The organism is Armatimonadota bacterium (assembly GCA_031081585.1).
GTDB classification, from domain to species: Bacteria; Sysuimicrobiota; Sysuimicrobiia; order Sysuimicrobiales; family Humicultoraceae; genus Geohabitans; species Geohabitans tengchongensis.
On sequence record JAVHLY010000006.1, the window covers coordinates 52,048 to 66,967 of the forward strand.

General features: G+C 73.0%; 15 protein-coding genes. 2 read left to right on the forward strand and 13 right to left on the reverse strand.

The features are described 5' to 3' along the window. Positions 1 to 10 precede the first annotated feature (10 nt). Positions 11 to 487, reverse strand: coding sequence for an adenosylmethionine decarboxylase (speD, locus tag RB146_03745; GenBank protein ID MDQ7828095.1), 477 nt, complete (start codon positions 485 to 487; stop codon positions 11 to 13). Positions 488 to 678: 191 nt separating this feature from the next. Here speD and RB146_03750 point away from each other — a divergent pair, with 191 nt between their 5' ends. Next, positions 679 to 1,389: an SIMPL domain-containing protein gene (locus tag RB146_03750; protein MDQ7828096.1), complete on the forward strand. Its 711-nt coding sequence runs from the start codon at positions 679 to 681 to the stop codon at positions 1,387 to 1,389. Positions 1,390 to 1,407: 18 nt separating this feature from the next. On the opposite strand, the gene RB146_03755 is transcribed toward RB146_03750, so the two are convergent. The 12 genes from RB146_03755 to RB146_03810 all read right to left on the reverse strand — a co-directional run bounded on the left by RB146_03755 (position 1,408) and on the right by RB146_03810 (position 13,844). Continuing rightward, complete coding sequence (locus tag RB146_03755; protein ID MDQ7828097.1) at positions 1,408 to 1,911, reverse strand: PaaI family thioesterase; 504 nt, start codon at positions 1,909 to 1,911, stop codon at positions 1,408 to 1,410. A 49-nt stretch (positions 1,912 to 1,960) separates the two neighbouring features. Further along, entirely contained in the window at positions 1,961 to 2,668 is a 708-nt protein-coding gene (locus RB146_03760; protein ID MDQ7828098.1) for a 5-formyltetrahydrofolate cyclo-ligase, read from the reverse strand. A gap of 107 nt (positions 2,669 to 2,775) precedes the next feature. Beyond that, positions 2,776 to 3,690, reverse strand: coding sequence for an ABC transporter permease (locus tag RB146_03765; protein ID MDQ7828099.1), 915 nt, complete (start codon positions 3,688 to 3,690; stop codon positions 2,776 to 2,778). A 7-nt stretch (positions 3,691 to 3,697) separates the two neighbouring features. Further along, complete coding sequence (locus RB146_03770; protein ID MDQ7828100.1) at positions 3,698 to 4,618, reverse strand: ABC transporter permease; 921 nt, start codon at positions 4,616 to 4,618, stop codon at positions 3,698 to 3,700. A gap of 96 nt (positions 4,619 to 4,714) precedes the next feature. Beyond that, positions 4,715 to 6,262, reverse strand: coding sequence for a glutathione ABC transporter substrate-binding protein (locus RB146_03775; GenBank protein ID MDQ7828101.1), 1,548 nt, complete (start codon positions 6,260 to 6,262; stop codon positions 4,715 to 4,717). A gap of 167 nt (positions 6,263 to 6,429) precedes the next feature. Next, a complete protein-coding gene (locus tag RB146_03780; GenBank protein ID MDQ7828102.1) occupies positions 6,430 to 7,083 on the reverse strand; it encodes a DedA family protein in 654 nt (217 codons plus the stop codon). Positions 7,084 to 7,090: 7 nt separating this feature from the next. Then, complete coding sequence (locus RB146_03785; protein MDQ7828103.1) at positions 7,091 to 8,110, reverse strand: hotdog domain-containing protein; 1,020 nt, start codon at positions 8,108 to 8,110, stop codon at positions 7,091 to 7,093. Beyond that, positions 8,110 to 9,498 (reverse strand): dipeptidase, encoded by a 1,389-nt coding sequence (locus tag RB146_03790; GenBank protein MDQ7828104.1) that lies wholly within the window; start codon positions 9,496 to 9,498, stop codon positions 8,110 to 8,112. Before RB146_03790 ends, RB146_03785 begins: the two co-directional genes overlap by 1 nt. Before the next feature lie 150 nt (positions 9,499 to 9,648). Further along, positions 9,649 to 10,545 carry an ABC transporter permease gene (locus RB146_03795; GenBank protein MDQ7828105.1) on the reverse strand — a complete coding sequence of 299 codons (897 nt, stop codon included), beginning with the start codon at positions 10,543 to 10,545 and terminating at the stop codon, positions 9,649 to 9,651. Further along, on the reverse strand, positions 10,517 to 11,437 hold the full coding sequence (locus tag RB146_03800) for an ABC transporter permease (protein ID MDQ7828106.1): 921 nt from the start codon (positions 11,435 to 11,437) through the stop codon (positions 10,517 to 10,519). Before RB146_03800 ends, RB146_03795 begins: the two co-directional genes overlap by 29 nt. A gap of 86 nt (positions 11,438 to 11,523) precedes the next feature. Further along, positions 11,524 to 13,083: an ABC transporter substrate-binding protein gene (locus tag RB146_03805; GenBank protein ID MDQ7828107.1), complete on the reverse strand. Its 1,560-nt coding sequence runs from the start codon at positions 13,081 to 13,083 to the stop codon at positions 11,524 to 11,526. Positions 13,084 to 13,283: 200 nt separating this feature from the next. Then, positions 13,284 to 13,844, reverse strand: a complete 561-nt coding sequence (locus RB146_03810; GenBank protein MDQ7828108.1) for a YceI family protein — start codon at positions 13,842 to 13,844, stop codon at positions 13,284 to 13,286. Positions 13,845 to 13,935: 91 nt separating this feature from the next. Between RB146_03810 and RB146_03815 the strand changes: the two genes are divergently transcribed. Beyond that, positions 13,936 to 14,847 (forward strand): hypothetical protein, encoded by a 912-nt coding sequence (locus tag RB146_03815; protein ID MDQ7828109.1) that lies wholly within the window; start codon positions 13,936 to 13,938, stop codon positions 14,845 to 14,847. Positions 14,848 to 14,920 lie beyond the last annotated feature (73 nt).

Below are 14,920 nucleotides of genomic sequence, written 5' to 3' on the forward strand. Positions count from 1 at the left end.
TGGGCGACGCTCAGGTGCGCACGGCCCGGCGCGGCTGGTTGACGCGCGCGGTCCGGCGCGGCTTGGAGGGCGCGCCGTCGAGGCGGGCGGGCAGCGTCTCCTCCCAGGTGACGATGCTGTGGAAGAAGACGCGGTCGCCCTCCTCCAGGCCGCGCGTCACCTCGGTGATGTGGACACTCGTGGCGCCAAACTCCTTCAGCGCGTACTCCACGGCGGCCTCGGGCTTGGCCTCGTTCCCACAGGTGAAGATGTCCAGCGCCACGTAGCGGAGCTCGGGCCAGGTGTGCACGGAGAGGTGCGACTCGGAGATCACGACGACGCCGGAGACGCCGTTCGGGTTGAACCGGTGGAAGGAGATCGCCCAGACCTGGACCCGAGCCGCCTCGGCGGCGCGCACCAGGATCTGCTCCACGCGCTCGACGCTCCCGATGACCTCCGGGGTGCAGCCGGAGGCCTCGACGATGTAGTGGTGACCCACGGCGTCCACTGGTCCCACCTCCCCCCGAACCGCAGCAGCGGTGTGCTCCCGGCGACGCGCAGTGCGCCGGCCTTCCATGACGGCGTGGAGTATAACACCCCCCCTCCCCCTGTCAACGCGACGGCTGGCATGAACCCCGGAGGCCGCTCGGACGTTTCACCGGCGGCGAGGCATCGAGGCTCGCCGGAGGGGTGAGGACCATGCGACGGACCTGGCTGGTGGGCGTGACCGCGCTCGTCCTGCTGCCGCTCCTGGCCGCAGCGGCCCCACGGGCCCATGGGCAGGGAGGGGCGCCACCACCCGACCGCAACGAGATCGTCACCCGCGGCACGGGACAGGTGGAGGTCCCGCCCACACAGGCCAGCGTGGAGGTGGGCGTCGAGGTGCAGCGCCCCACCGCCGCCGACGCCGCTACGGCGGTGGCGCGCACCGCCGAGCGCATCATCACCCGGCTGGCGGGATTGGGCATGGCGCGGTCGGCCGTCCGGACCTCCGGGGTGCAGCTCACCCCGGTCTACACCACACCCCGAGAGGGCGCACCGCAGCTCGCCGGCTACCGGGCGGTCTACACCCTCAGCGTGGTGGTCACCGACCTGGCCCTGGCCGGGCGGGTCCTCGACGAGGCGGTGCGCGGCGGCGCCACCACGATCCTCGGGGTCACCTTCGGGCTGCGGGACCCGTCGGCGGCGCGCCGGGAGGCGCTGGGCGCGGCGGTGCGGGAGGCGCGCGAGAAGGCCGAGGCCATCGCCCGTGCCGCGGGGGTGCAGATTCGGGGCGTGGAGCGGATCATCGAGGAGGGCGTGGAGGTCCCGGTCCGGGCGATGGAGCGCCTGGCTCTCGGTGCGCCGATGCCGGTGGAGGGCGGGCTGCTCACCGTCACGGCGCGCGTGACGATGGTCTTCCGGTACTGAGGGCGCCCGGGGGGCGCCTCAGGCGCCCCCCGGCGGGCGTGCCATCGCCTCGGGCAGGCGCACCGCCACTGCGCGGGCCCGGGCCGTGACGACACCGGCCGCCCGCAGCTCCGCCTCCACCACCACTTTGCGGTCGGTGACCTCCGTCGCCCGCCCGCGCAGCTCCAGCTCGGGACCGAGCGGCGTCGGCTTGAGGTAGTCGACCTGCAGCGACGCCGTGACGAAGCGCGCGACGGGTCCGTCGCCGAGCCGCTGCCCGGCCTGCGTTGCCGCCGCCGCGGCTGCGGTGGCGGTGCTGTGGCAGTCGAACAGCGAGGCGATGAGCCCGCCGTAGACGAACCCGGGGACGGCGACGTGGTGCGGCGCCGGGGTGAAACGGGTGCGGCTCTCCCGCCCGTCCCAGTAGGTCTTCAGGTGATAGCCCTGCGGGTTGAGGCGCCCGCACCCGTAGCAGTGGGCGAAGTCGTCCGGGTAGCAGTCCTGGACGGCAGGGCCCAGGGGCCCGCACGCTCCTGCCGTCATCGCGCCCGGACCGGTCCCCGTGGTCACTGCGGGGCGCCCGCTGCCGCCATCACCGCCTCGGCACTCTCCGCTGCTCCCGCAGGGCCTGCAGGACGGGGATGGCGGCGATCTGCGCCGGTATGAGGTGGCTCCAGAGCACCCCGCGCGGGCGACGCGGGCGGGCGGGGCGGATCACCGCGTCCGGCGTGACGATGAGGTCGACGCGAAAGTCGTGCGCCGTCTCCGGCAGGGGCTGGTCCACGACCTGCAGCGGGTGCACCGTCGTGGCGATGACGGTCTGCCGGTCGACGAGCCCCGCGGTGACGAGCAGGCCGAACTCGAGGTCGGAGTACCCGCCGCCCTTCCCCACTCGCGCGCCCCGGCGGTCCACGGCCACACTCCCGCAGACGATCAGGTCGATGCGCTCCATCTGCTCCACCCACACGGGTCGGCCCCAGCGAAACGCTCCCCGAATCGAGGCGGCCTGCCGGGGCGCGACGGTGAGCCGACGCGGGTCCAGTTGGACGAAGGGCTCGGGCGCCGCCAGCCGCGGGACGGCCATGTAGAGCACCTTGCCCTCGGCCAGCGCCCGGGCCCGCACGGGCAGCTGCGGGCTGTCGGGATTGGCCTTGACGACGCGGGCCGCCTGCCATTCGGGCGTGGCGGCCAGCCGCTCCGCCGCCGCCTCCGCCCCGACGAAGTTGGGGATGCGGCCAGGCGCGCCGGGGAAGCGGACTACCCCGCGGTCCTCCAGCAGGCGCCACAACCGCTCCCGCACGGCCGCCTTCGCGGCGTCTGCGGCCTGGGGGGGCGGGGCATCACCTGGCTGCGTGCCCCTGGAAGGATGGTGCGGGGCGGCGGTGCGCCGGGTGCGGCGGGCGGCCCTCACGGGCCCGACAGGCGCAGGCGTGGGTCGAGGGCGTCGCGGATGGCGTCGCCCAGCAGGTTGAAGCCCAGCACCGTGACCATGATGGCCAGTCCCGGGAAGACCACCGTGTGCGGGGCCAGCCGCAGGTACTGACGCGCGCTGCTCAGCATCGCTCCCCACTCCGCCGCCGGGGGCTGCGCGCCTAGCCCCAGGAAGCCCAACGCCGCCGCCGAGAGGATCGCGCCGGCGATCTGCAGCGTCGCCTGCACGATGATCACCGCCAGCGTGTTGGGGAGGACATGCCGGGCCAGGATGCGCACCGGGGTGGCCCCCAGAGCCCGCGCCGCTTCCACGAACTCCTGGGCCCGCAGGGAGAGGACCTGACCGCGCACCAGGCGGGCATAAGTGGGGACGCTCACGATGCCCACCGCCACCATCACCTGCACGAGCCCCACCCCCAGGATGGCCACGAGGATGATGGCCAGCAGGATCCCCGGGAAGGCCAGCATCACGTCCACCACCCGCTGCACGATCAGGTCGGTCCACCCGCCGAAGTAGCCGGAGAGCGCGCCGAGCGGCACCCCGGCACTGACTCCGATGGCGACGGCGATCACCCCGATGAGGAGCGAGAGGCGGGCGCCGTAGATCAGGCGGCTCAATACGTCCCGGCCCAGCTCGTCCCGACCGAGCAGCGCTGACCGTCCCGGCGGCTCCAGGCTGCGCTCCAGCGCCGGCTCGTAGGGGTCCTCGGGGGCGAGCAGGGGCGCCAGCAGCCCGGTCACCAGGAAGACCAGCAGGATGATCCCCCCGGCCAGCCCGGCCCGGTTGCGGACGAGCTGGCGCCAGACCGCCGCCCCCCGCGTGACGCGACCCCAGCGCACTGCCGGGACGGACCCGGTGGCGGGCAGCCGGACGGCGCGGACGGTGCGCACTGAGGGGTCACTCATAGCGGATGCGCGGGTCCACCAGCGCGTAGAGCAAGTCCACCACCAGATTCACCAGGACGAAGGAGAGGGCCACGAGCAGCACCGCCCCCTGCACCACCGGGTAGTCGCGGTTCAGCGTGGCGTCCACCATGAGACGGCCGATCCCCGACCAGGCGAAGACGCTCTCCGTGAGCACGGCCCCGCTCAGCAGCGTCCCCGTCTGCAGCCCCACGACGGTGATGACCGGGATGAGCGCGTTGCACAGGGCGTGACGGTTGATGACGACGCGCTCCGCCAGCCCCTTGGCCCGGGCGGTGCGGATGTAGTCGGCGCGCAGCACCTCCAGCATGGCCGACCGGGTCATGCGCGCGATGATCGCCGCCGAGGTGAAGCCCAGCGCGGCGGCCGGCAGGACCAGGTGGGCCAGGGAGTCGCTCCCCACCGCCGGCAGCCAGTTGAGCCAGACCGCGAAGACCAGGATGAGCATGAGGCCGGACCAGTAGATGGGCATGGAGAGCCCGGCGAGCGCCACCACCATCACGGCGGTGTCGACGAGGGAGTAGGGGCGGACGGCCGAGACCACCCCGGCGGTGACGCCCACGGTGGTCGCCACCAGCATTCCCGCAGCGGCCAAGCGCAGCGTGTTGGGGATCCGGTGGGCCAGCTCCTCGGTGACGGGGGCCCGGGAGCGGACCGACCGACCCAGGTCCCCCCGCAGCAGCCCGGCCATGAAGTCGGCGAACTGGACCAGCAGCGGCCGGTCCAACCCGAGATCCCGGCGGATGCCCTCGACCAGCTCGCGGGTGGCCTGCTGCCCGGCCATGATCTGGGCCGGGTCGCCCGGCACGATGCGGACCATGACGAAGACGACGAAGGCCACCCCGAACAGGACGGGGACGGTCAGCAGGAGGCGCTTGACGATGTACCGCCACATCGCCCTAACAACGACATATCTCCGTTGTCAGGCCCCGGAGACCAGCGGGGGCGGGGTCACCCCCCGCCCCCGCTCCCTGCCGGTGCCCGCCGGCAGTCAACGGCGGAAGAAACCCTGCATGGCCACCAGCCGCTCCGCCGGGTGCATGTAGACGTTCTGCACCTCGGCCCGGTAGGCGGTGACCTGCGACTCGCTGTGGAGGAAGATCCAGGGCGCGTCCTCCATGATGAGCGCCATCGCCTCGCGGTAGATCCGGTTCCGCTCCGCCTGGTCGAGCGTGGTGCGGCCCCGGTCGAGGAGCGCGTCCACCTGGGGGTTGCGGTAGAAGCCCCGGTTGAAGCCGGCCGGCGGCCACTGGCTGGAGTGGAAGAGGTTGTACAGCCCGTAGTCGGCGTCGCCGGTCACCGTCCCCCACCCCAGCATGTACATCTGGTGGGTGGCCTCGGCCTGGGGCTTGTTCGTGAAGGCGACGAGGGAGCCGATGTCCATGGGCACGAGCTCGACCTCGACGCCGACGCGGCGCAGCAGGCCCTGGATGGCCGCGGCAATCTCGGCGTCCCGGATGTAGCGCGCCACCGGGTGGTGGAGGGTGGCCCGGAAGCCGTTGGGGTAGCCGGCCTCGGCCAGGAGCTGGCGGGCCCGCTCCACGTTGTACTCGTAGGTCATGATCCTGGCGTAGCCGGCCACACCGGGCGCGATGGGCGCGTCGGAGACGCGTGCCGTCCCGCCGAGGATGGCCCGGACGATCGCCTCCTTGTTGATGGCGTAGTTCAGCGCCTGCCGGACGCGGCGGTTGTTGAAAGGCGGGCGGGTGACGTTGAAGCCGATGAAGATCGTCCGCAGGCTCGTCTGCACCTCCACCCGCAGCGCCCGGTTGGCGCGCAACCGCTCCACGTCGCGCGGCGGGACGCGCTTGGCGATGTGCACCGCCCCGCTCTCCACGGCGGCCACGCGGGCGCCGTCGTCGGGGATGACGCGCCACTGGATCGCGTCGAAGTGCCCCTTCTCGCCCCAGTACTCCTCAAAGCGGGTCACGGTGATGCGGTCGCCGCGGACCCACTCCCGGAAGCGGTAGGGGCCCGTGCCCACGGGGTTGCGGGCGTACTCGTCCGGCCCCAGGCGCTCGATGGCGGTGGGACTCTGCATGCAGACCCCGCCGTGAGTGAGGTTGAGGACGAGTGGGGCGAACGGAGCGTTGGTGAGCAGGACGAGCGTGTTCGCATCCAGGGCCACGACCTGCGTCACCCGGTCGATCAGCGATCGGAACGATGCCCGGGTGGCGGGGTCGAGCACCCGGTCGAGGTTCCACTTGGCCGCCTGCGCGTTGAAGGGCGTGCCGTCATGGAAGCGCACGGTGGGGCGCAGCCGGATGGTCAGCCGGCGCCCGTCGGGGGAGAAGGTGAAGGCCGTGGCCAGCCGCGGCTCCACGCGGCCTTCCGGGCTGAGCCAGAAGAGCGTCTCGCAGATGTGCTCCATGCGCTCGGCTGTGGGCGAGTCGGTGTAGCGGTGGCCGTCTAGCGTGGTGGCGTCGCTCCCCTCGGCGATGATCAAGGTACCGCCGCGGGCGGGCGCGGGAGCGGCTCCCGCGACGGCACCGGCCGCCAGCATCGCGAACGCGAGCAGACAGACCGCGAGTACTCTCATCCCGACCGATTCCTCCCCGTCGCCCGGCCCCGGCCGGGGCGGGCACTCACGATCGATACGTTGGGTCCCTGCCGTGAGGTGAACCCAGCCTGGCTTGTTCGCCTGCCAGGGCGACTTCCCCTCTTGACGCCCGGGCCGCGAGGTCCGGTCGCGTCGGCACTGGGGCCTCAGGCCTCCTCCCCCACCCCGGCCGGACGGGATCGGCGGTGCCGCCACACCTCCAGGGCCAGGGGGACCAGGGAGGCCGCGACGATGAGCAGCACCGCCACGCTGAAGTTGCGCTCCACCCAGGGGAGGGTGCCGAAGAGGTAGCCGCCGACCACGAAGAGGGCTACCCACACCACCCCGCCCGCGACGTTGTAGAGGAGAAAACGAGGGTAGGTCATCCGGCCGATGCCGGCCACGAAGGGGGCGAAGGTGCGCACCACCGGGACGAAGCGGGCCAGGATGATCGTGGCCGCCCCGTACTTCTCGTAGAACCGGTGCGTCCGCTCCAGGTGCTCCCGCCGGAAGAGGCGGGAGCGCTCTTGGCGGAAGACCCGCGGCCCCACGTGGTAGCCGGCCCAGTAGTTCACCGTGTCGCCGAGGATGGCAGCGGCCGCCAGCCCCACCAGCAGGACGCCCAGGTCGAGGGTGCCGCGCGCGGCGAAGGTGCCGAGCGCGAAGAGCAGCGAGTCGCCCGGCAGGAAGGGCGTGGCCACGAACCCGGTCTCGGCGAAGACCACCAGGAAGACGATGGCGTAGGTCCAGGTCCCGTAGGTGAGGAGGAGCGTGTCCAGGTGGCGGTCCAGGTGGAGGAGGTAGTCCAGCAGCGTCGTCACGGTACGGTCATACCCCCATCCCTGGCCGCAGCCCCCCGGCGATCCCCGGCTCCGGGGCCCCGCCGCCCCCGCGCAGCCCTGCCAGGCGGGCCTGCCGGGCCTGCCGCCGCTCCGCCGCCGCCTGCCAGCGCCGCCGCTCCGCCGCCGTCCGGGGCTCGTAGGGCGGGAGCGGTGCCGGCCGCCCGTCGGGGCCCACGTGCACGGCGGTGAGGAAGGCGGTGCAGGTGTGGCGCAGCTCCCCCGTGCGCGGGTTCTCCGCCAGCACCTTTACGCCGATCTCCATGGAGGTGCGGCCGACATAGTTGATGGCCGTGCGGTAGGTGACGATCTCCCCCACGAAGATCGGCGCGTAGAAGTCGAGCGCGTCCAGGGAGGCGGTGACGACCGGCCCGCGGGCGTAGCGCACGGCCTGGATGGAGGCGCACTCGTCCAGCTGCTGCAGCAGCGTCCCGGCGAAGAGCATGTTCGCGCCGACGGCATCCTCGGGGAAGACCAGGCGGGAGACCTCGGCGGCGAAGCGCAGCTCCTCCGGCTCGGCGGCCACGTCCCGGGCGCGCTGGCGGCGGTCGGCCAGGCGTTGCATCCGCGCCGCCTTGCGGGCGCGGGCCCGCTCCGCCAGCTCCCGCTCCTCTGCGGTGGCCGGCTCCACCGCCGCCCCCACCGGCCGCGGCCGGCCGCCGTCGTCCACGGCCACGAGGACCAGGTGGGCCGTGGTGGCGCGGCGCCGCTCCCCGGTGCGCGGCTGCTCCGCCTCCACCTCCACGCCCACCTCCATGGACGCCCGCCCCACGTGCTCCACCTGCGCCCGCAGGACCACCAGGTCGCCCACGCGCACCGGGGCGAGGAAGTCGAGGTCGTCCATGCTGCCGAGCACCACGTTGCCGCGGGCCAGCCGCATGGCCACCAGCGTGGCCGCCGAGGCGATCCAGGCCATCATCCGGCCGCCGAAGAGGTTGCCGTAGAGGTTGCCGTGCTCCGGCAGGACGAGGTGGACGACCTCCTGCCGGGTCTCGGCGATGGACGGCATCAGGCAGGCCGCCCTGGGAGCCCTGCGCTGCCCAGCAGCTCCATGAAGCGGATCACCGTCTCGATCCCCTGGTAGAAGTTGGGCAGGTGGAACTTCTCGTTGGGGGCGTGCAGGTTGTCGTCCGGCAGCCCGAAGCCCATGAGCACCGCCGGGGCCTTCAGCGCGTTCACGAAGGCGGCCACCACCGGGACGCTGCCCCCCTCGCGCATGTAGACCGGCGGCCGGCCCACCACCTCCTCGAGCGCCCGGGCGGCCAGGCGCACCGGTGGGGCGTCCGGCGAGACCTGCACGGGGTCGCCCAGCGACAGCGCCCGCACCTCGGTGCGCACCCCCGGCGGGGTGAGCGCCTGCACCCGCCGGGTGAAGGCGCGCAGGATCGTCGCCGGGCGCTGCCGCGGCACCAGGCGCATGCTGATCTTCGCCACCGCCCGCGCGGGGATCACCGTCTTGGCGCCGGGGCCGGTGAAGCCGCCGGCGATGCCGTGCACCTCCAGCGTGGGGCGGACCCAGCGACGCTCCAAAATGGAGTACCCGTCCTCGCCGGGGGCCGCGTCCACCCCGAGGTGCGCCAGGTAGGCCTGCTCGTCGAACCCCAGGCGCTCCCAGGCCTCCCGTTCCTCGGGGGCGGGCGGCTCCACCGCGGCGTAGTAGCGGGGGATGGTCACCCGTCCCCGCCGGTCCTTCAGCCCGGCGACGATGCGCGCCAGCGCCTCGACGGGATTGGGGGCCGCGCCACCGTACTGGCCGGAGTGGAGGTCGTGGCGCGCGCCCCGCGCTTCGACCTCCGTGTAGATCAGCCCGCGCAGCCCGGTCACGAGCGCCGGAACACCCGGGGCCCAGTACTGCCCGTCGCAGACCAGCGCCGCGTCGGCGGCCAGCTGCCGGCGGTGGCGCGGCACGTACTCCACCACCCGCGGGCTGCCGATCTCCTCCTCGCCTTCGATGAAGACCTTCACGTTCACGGGTAGGGTCCCCGTGGCGCGCAGCAGCGACTCGATGGCGAAGAGCTGCAGCATCAGCTGCCCCTTGTCGTCCGACGCCCCCCGCGCGTAGAGATCCTCCCCGCGCACGGTGGGCTCGAAGGGCGGCGTCTCCCACAGCTCCAGCGGGTCGGGCGGCTGGACGTCGTAGTGGCCGTAGCACAGCAGTGTGGGCCTGCCCTCGGCGCCCAGCCACTCGCCGTAGACGATGGGGTGGTCGCCGCTCGGGATCACGCGCGCGCTGAAGCCCAGGTCGGCCAGGCGGTGGCACAGCCAGGCGGCGGCGCGTTCCAGGTCGGGACGGTGCTCGGGGAGCGTGCTGACGGTGGGGATGCGGATGAGGTCCTTCAGCTCCTCCAGGAACCGGGCGCGGTGCTCTCGGGCGTAGGCTCGGGCGTCCGTGACCATCGTGACCTCCGGGTCGGACTGAGATGCGGAGCCGGCGACGGGCCGGCCGCCCCTGGAACCGTGGGCCACAGGGGAGTTCGCTGGAGGGGCGGGTTGCCCTCCCCGTCAGGGCAGGGTGACCCGCCTCGTCAAAGCGGGTGCCTCGACCTTTCAGGCCCGCAGGACCGTGCGCGGGTCGAGCGCGTCGCGCAGCCCGTCCCCGAGTAGGTTGAAGGCCATCACCGCCAGGAAGATCGCCAGCCCCGGGAAGGTGGCGATGAACCAGTAGGAGAGCAGGTAGGTCTGCCCTTCACCCAGCATTGTCCCCCACTCCGGGGTGGGCGGCCGGACGCCCAGGCCGAGGAAGCCCAACCCGGCGGCCGTCAGGATGGCGGTGCCCAGCTGGAGCGTGGACTGGACGATCACGGGCGCGACCGAGTTGGGCAGCACGTGCCGCGCCAGGACCCGCCACTCGGGAGCGCCGAGCGCCCGGGCCGCCTCGATGAACGTCTCCTCCCGCAGGGAGAGGGTGACCCCCCGCACCAGCCGGACGTAGACGGGGACCGCCGCCACCGCCACCGAGACCACGACGTTCGTCACCCCGACCCCCAGCACGGCGATGAGGGTGAGGGCCAGGAGGAAGCCGGGGAAGGCCAGGAGCAGGTCGATGATGCGCTGGACCGCCATGTCTACCATGCCGCCGAAGTAGCCCGAGACCAGGCCGATGGGCACACCCACCGCAGCAGCCAGGAGCACGGCGAGCAGGCCGATGAGCAGCGAGAGGCGTCCGCCATAGGCGACCCGGGTGAGGATGTCGCGGCCGAGCTGGTCGGTCCCCATCGGGTGGGGCCACGACGGCGGCTGGAGTACCCGGGTGAAGTCGGCCTCGTTGGGGTCGGCGGGCAGCACCACTGGCGCCAGGACAGACGCGCCGAAGAGGCCCAGCAGGATGACGAGCCCGGCCACCGCCGTGCGCCGGCGCCGCAGCCTGACCCAGGCTCCCCGGGCCGGAGCGGGACGCACCAGCAGCAGGGGGAGGTCACTCGTAGCGAATCCGCGGGTCGACATAGGCGTAGAGCACGTCCACGGTTAGGTTGACCAGGACGAAGGCGAGGGCGAAGAGGAGCACGATCCCCTGGATGACCGGATAGTCCCGCGCAGTGATCGCCGAGACCAGCAGCCGGCCGATCCCCGGCCAGGCGAAGGTGGTCTCCGTGAGCACGGCACCGCCGAGGAGCGCACCGAACTGGAGGCCGACGACCGTGATCACCGGGATGAGGGCGTTGCGCAGCGCGTGCCGCGTCACCACCTGCCGCGGCGGGAGTCCCTTGGCCCGGGCGGTGCGCACAAAGTCCATGCCCAGGGTCTCCAGCAGGCTGCCGCGCGTCATGCGGGCGATGATGGCGGTGGAGAAGGCGGCCAGGGTCAGCGACGGGAGGATCAGGTGGGCCGGTCCGCCGTAGCCGCCTGCGGGCAGCCAGCGCAGCCGCACGGCGAACAGCAGCATGAGCATGATCCCCAGCCAGAAGACCGGGACGGAGACGCCGACGAGTGCCGCCACCATCACCGCGTAGTCCAGCGGCGAGTTGGCGGTGGTGGCGGAGACGATCCCGGCGACCAGGCCGAAGAGCGTGGCCAGCGCCGTGCTGGTCACCGCCAGGGTCACCGTGGCCCGCAGCCGGCTGCCGATCTCCGCCGCCACCGGCGTGCGAGTGGCGGCGGAGATCCCGAGGTCGCCCCGCAGGGCCGCGCCCAGGAAGCGCAGGTACTGCTCGTGCAGGGGCCGGTGGAGGCCCAGCTCCACGCGCAGCCGCGCCACCTCCTCCTCCGTCGCCAGCAGACCGGCGATGAGACGGGCTGGGTCGCCGGGGATGAGCCGGACCATGAGGAAGATGACGACAGTGACGCCGAGCAGCGTCGGCACCGCGTAGAGCAGGCGGCGGAGGATGTACCGACCCAGGACCGGTCCCCCTCATGCCCGGACGGTGCGGGAAGGCGGGCCGCGGCGGCGCCCGCGAACCGACTGTCGCGGTGGCGTCCGGGCGGCTACTGCCAGGTGGCGTGGATGGCGTCCCACTTCTCGATCGGGGTGATGCTGACACCGCGCAGGTTCTTCACCGTGGCCACGTACCACTTCTGCGTCCACAGGAAGATCCAGGGCGCCTCGTTCCAGATGATCGTCTGGGCCTCTCGGTAGAGCGCCTTGCGCCGCTCCTGGTCGACGATGGTGCGCGCCTCCTCCAGGAGGGCGTCCACCCGGGCGTTCCGGTAGAAGGCCGGGGCCAGCCCGCGGTTCGGGTGCTGGGAGGAGTGGAACTGCCCGAAGAGCACCCCGTCGCAGTCCAGGACCACCCAGGCCCACCCCAGCACCAGCATCTGGAGGCGGGTCCGCTCAGGCGGCTGGGTGATCTCGGCCACGTAGCTCGGCCAGTCCATGGTGGCGACGTTGGCCCGGATCCCCACGTTGCGCAGCTGGGCCGCGATGGCCTGGGCGAACTGGAAGTCCTGGATGTAGCGGCCCGTGGGTGTGAGGAAGGTGACCTCGAACCCGTTCCCAACGCCCGCCTCGCGCAGGAGTTGCTTCGCCTTGATCGGGTTGAAGGGCCACCCGCCCGGCTGGACCGGGTGGTGGCCGAACATCATGCCGGGGCAGGGGGAGTCGGCCACCGTGCCCAGGTCGAAGAGCACGCTGCTCAGGATGGCCTTCTTGTTCACGGCGTAGTTCATCGCCTGCCGGACGCGGGCGTCCTTGAACGGCCCCCACTGCGTGTTCATGGCGACGAAGATGATCCGGTCGGTGGGAGCGACCACCATGGTGACGTTGGGGTGCTCGCGGAGCCGCCGCACGTCGGGGGCCGGCGGCAGCATGGCCATGTGCACGTCGCCGGCGAGCAACATGGCCTCCCGCGCCCCGGCGTCGGGGACGATGCGGAACATCACCTCTTCGAAGACCGGCCGCGGGCCCCAGTAGTTGGGGTTCCGGGTGACGAGGATGTGGGTGCCGCGCACCCACTCCTTGAACATGTAGGGGCCCGTGCCGGCACCGGTGGCGTCGCGGGTGAGGTTGGCCGCGCCGATGCGCTGGGCCGCGGTAGGCGAGATGATCGCGGTGGTGGTGTAGGTGAGGTTGGTCAGGAGCGTGGGGCTGGGCTTGCTGAGGACCAGGCGGACGGTCTGGGGGGTCGGCGTCTGGACCTCCTCGATGGCGTCGATCAGGAAGCGCGTGGGGACCCGAGTCCTGGGATCCAGCAGGCGCTCCAGGGTGAACTTGACCGCCTCGGCGGTGAGCGGCGTGCCGTCGTGGAAACGCACGCCGCTGCGCAGGGTGAAGGTGTAGGTGAGGCCGTCGCGGCTCACCTGCCAGCGCGTGGCCAGGTGGGGGACGACCCTGTTCTCCCTGTAGTCGTAGGCGACCAGGGTCTCGTAGATGTAGTCGACCATGTTGGCCACAGTCGTCGTGGTCTGCCCCGCGGGGTCGAGCGTGTCGGCGTCGATCCCCACGGCGATCCGGAGCGTCCTCGGCGGCGCCTGCGCCTGCGCCGGAGGGGAAGCCAATGCGGCCAGGACCACGCAGAGGAGCAGGACACCGTGCAGACGTCCTCGCATCGGTCCACCTCCCGCGGCCCGCTGCGGGCCGGCCCGCCCGGGCCGGGATGACTCCGCTGCGCTAATACGTGAAACCGCGAAGCGCTCCCTGCCCGCTGCCCATACCGGCCTCCCCGGCCCTGCGGCAGGCTCCCGCCGTTGGGAACGGCGGGCACGACAGGGGGACGGTGCCACCGGCCGGCCGCGCCGTGGCTGCGCCGTCACGGCGGGCGCAGCACGGCGGCGATCCGGATGAGGATGAGGTCCTCGGCCACGAAGATGAGGAAGCGCGGGACCGGCAGGCCGAACTCCGTGAAGCGGACGGTGGTCTCGCCCTGCGCCGCGTACCCCGCCCCCGTCAGGCGGACCGTCAGGGGGATCACCACCTCCCGGCTGACGGTGCGCACGGTGAGGCGCCCGCGCAGCGTCGCCGGGAAAGGCTCTCCACTCACCCGCTCGGCGGTCGCCGTCCCCTCAAAGCGGATGAAGGGGAACTCCCGGGTGTGCAGGAAGGTGGCGCCGCGCATCTGCGCGTCGCGCAGGGAGGCGCCTGTGCGGATGGTGCGGGCGTCGACCCGTGCCTCGACGGTGGCTGTGTAGCCGCCGTCCACCGCGCGGACGACGACGGTCCCGCTCACCTGGTCGGTCTCTCCGCTGAACCCCCCGCGGTTGTCCCGCACGTGGAAGGTGACCCGGCTCTCCCCCGGCACCACGACGAACGTCCCGGTGGGCAGGGCGAGCTGCACCACCCAGGCCAGCAGCCCCAGGAGGACCATGCGCATCCGGCTCTCCCTCCTCCCGACCATCGTGCCCCGCCCGTGTCACGGGAGCGTGGCGCCGTACCAGAGGCGTTCGTGGGAGAATAGATGGGCCATGCGCCTCTGGCTCACGCGCCTGGGCGACGCCCGCGCCCGGCAGGGGGCCGCCCGTCTCCTCGCCGCTGGCTGTGCCCTGGGCTTCCTGGTCACGATGGCCGTCCTGCAGGTCACGGGACGGGGAGGCGAGCGCTGGGTCTTCGTGCTGATCGTCTGGGGCGCGCTCGTCTTCCTGCCTCTCTGGCTGGTCCTCCAGGCCTTCCAGACCCTCGGCCCGGCGCTGCGGGGGTACGCCGCCGCGGCCCTGGCGACCCGGGAGGACCGCTACGCCCGCCCCGGCAGTGTCGCGATCGTGGTGGAGGAGCTCTTCGCGCGCACCGTGGTGATGCCGCGCATCGCCACCCCCGCGCAGGCGGCCCGGGCCCGAGAGGGCGCGGTGGCGCTGGTGGCCCGGGCGGCCCGGCACGACGACCTCCTCGGCGCACTGCACCGGGCCACCGCCCGCTGCGCCCTCGGGGTGGACGCGTGGGTGCGCGAGGTTGGGCGGTGGGCGGAGGTGGAGGCGGCGGACAGCATCCAGGCCCGCTGGAGCCAGACACGCGCCCTGGCTGCGCTGGCTGCCCTGACCCGGACGTTGCTGGCCGTCTACGAGGATGTCGCCGCCGACCGGCTGGGCCCAATGGGCCGGCCGCTCGCCGCCCGGGGCTTCGACGGGCGCTCCCTGGCCGCCTTCCTCGACGCGGCCCTGGACTACTGCGACGACCTCTCCCTGGAGGTGGAGGTCCCGCGCTGGGAGGAGCCTCCGCTGGCGCTGGCCCCGCCGCCGGTGAGCGCAGACCCCGAGGCGGTGCGCACGGCCTGGCAGGCCTACGCCGACGCCCCCGACCCCAGTCGCGCCGCGCTGGACGGGTTCCTGCGCACCGTCCTCCCTGAGCGGGAGCGCTCCCTCCGGGGGCTGTCGGTCAGCTGAGTTAGGGCCTCGGCCGGCGGGCGTGCCCGGCGGAGCGACCAGCTCGGTCCGGGCCGAGTTCCGTTCGGCTCCT

Bases quoted from the DNA above. Each gene is read 5' to 3' on its own strand.
- RB146_03790 (MDQ7828104.1), bottom strand. From the start codon at position 9,498: ATGGTCACGGACGCCCGAGCCTACGCCCGAGAGCACCGCGCCCGGTTC.
- RB146_03805 (MDQ7828107.1), bottom strand. From the start codon at position 13,083: ATGCGAGGACGTCTGCACGGTGTCCTGCTCCTCTGCGTGGTCCTGGCC.
- RB146_03755 (MDQ7828097.1), bottom strand. From the start codon at position 1,911: ATGACGGCAGGAGCGTGCGGGCCCCTGGGCCCTGCCGTCCAGGACTGC.
- RB146_03815 (MDQ7828109.1), top strand. From the start codon at position 13,936: ATGCGCCTCTGGCTCACGCGCCTGGGCGACGCCCGCGCCCGGCAGGGG.
- RB146_03810 (MDQ7828108.1), bottom strand. From the start codon at position 13,844: ATGCGCATGGTCCTCCTGGGGCTGCTGGCCTGGGTGGTGCAGCTCGCC.
- RB146_03795 (MDQ7828105.1), bottom strand. From the start codon at position 10,545: ATGTCGACCCGCGGATTCGCTACGAGTGACCTCCCCCTGCTGCTGGTG.
- RB146_03775 (MDQ7828101.1), bottom strand. From the start codon at position 6,262: ATGAGAGTACTCGCGGTCTGTCTGCTCGCGTTCGCGATGCTGGCGGCC.
- RB146_03785 (MDQ7828103.1), bottom strand. From the start codon at position 8,110: ATGCCGTCCATCGCCGAGACCCGGCAGGAGGTCGTCCACCTCGTCCTG.
- RB146_03770 (MDQ7828100.1), bottom strand. From the start codon at position 4,618: ATGTGGCGGTACATCGTCAAGCGCCTCCTGCTGACCGTCCCCGTCCTG.
- RB146_03750 (MDQ7828096.1), top strand. From the start codon at position 679: ATGCGACGGACCTGGCTGGTGGGCGTGACCGCGCTCGTCCTGCTGCCG.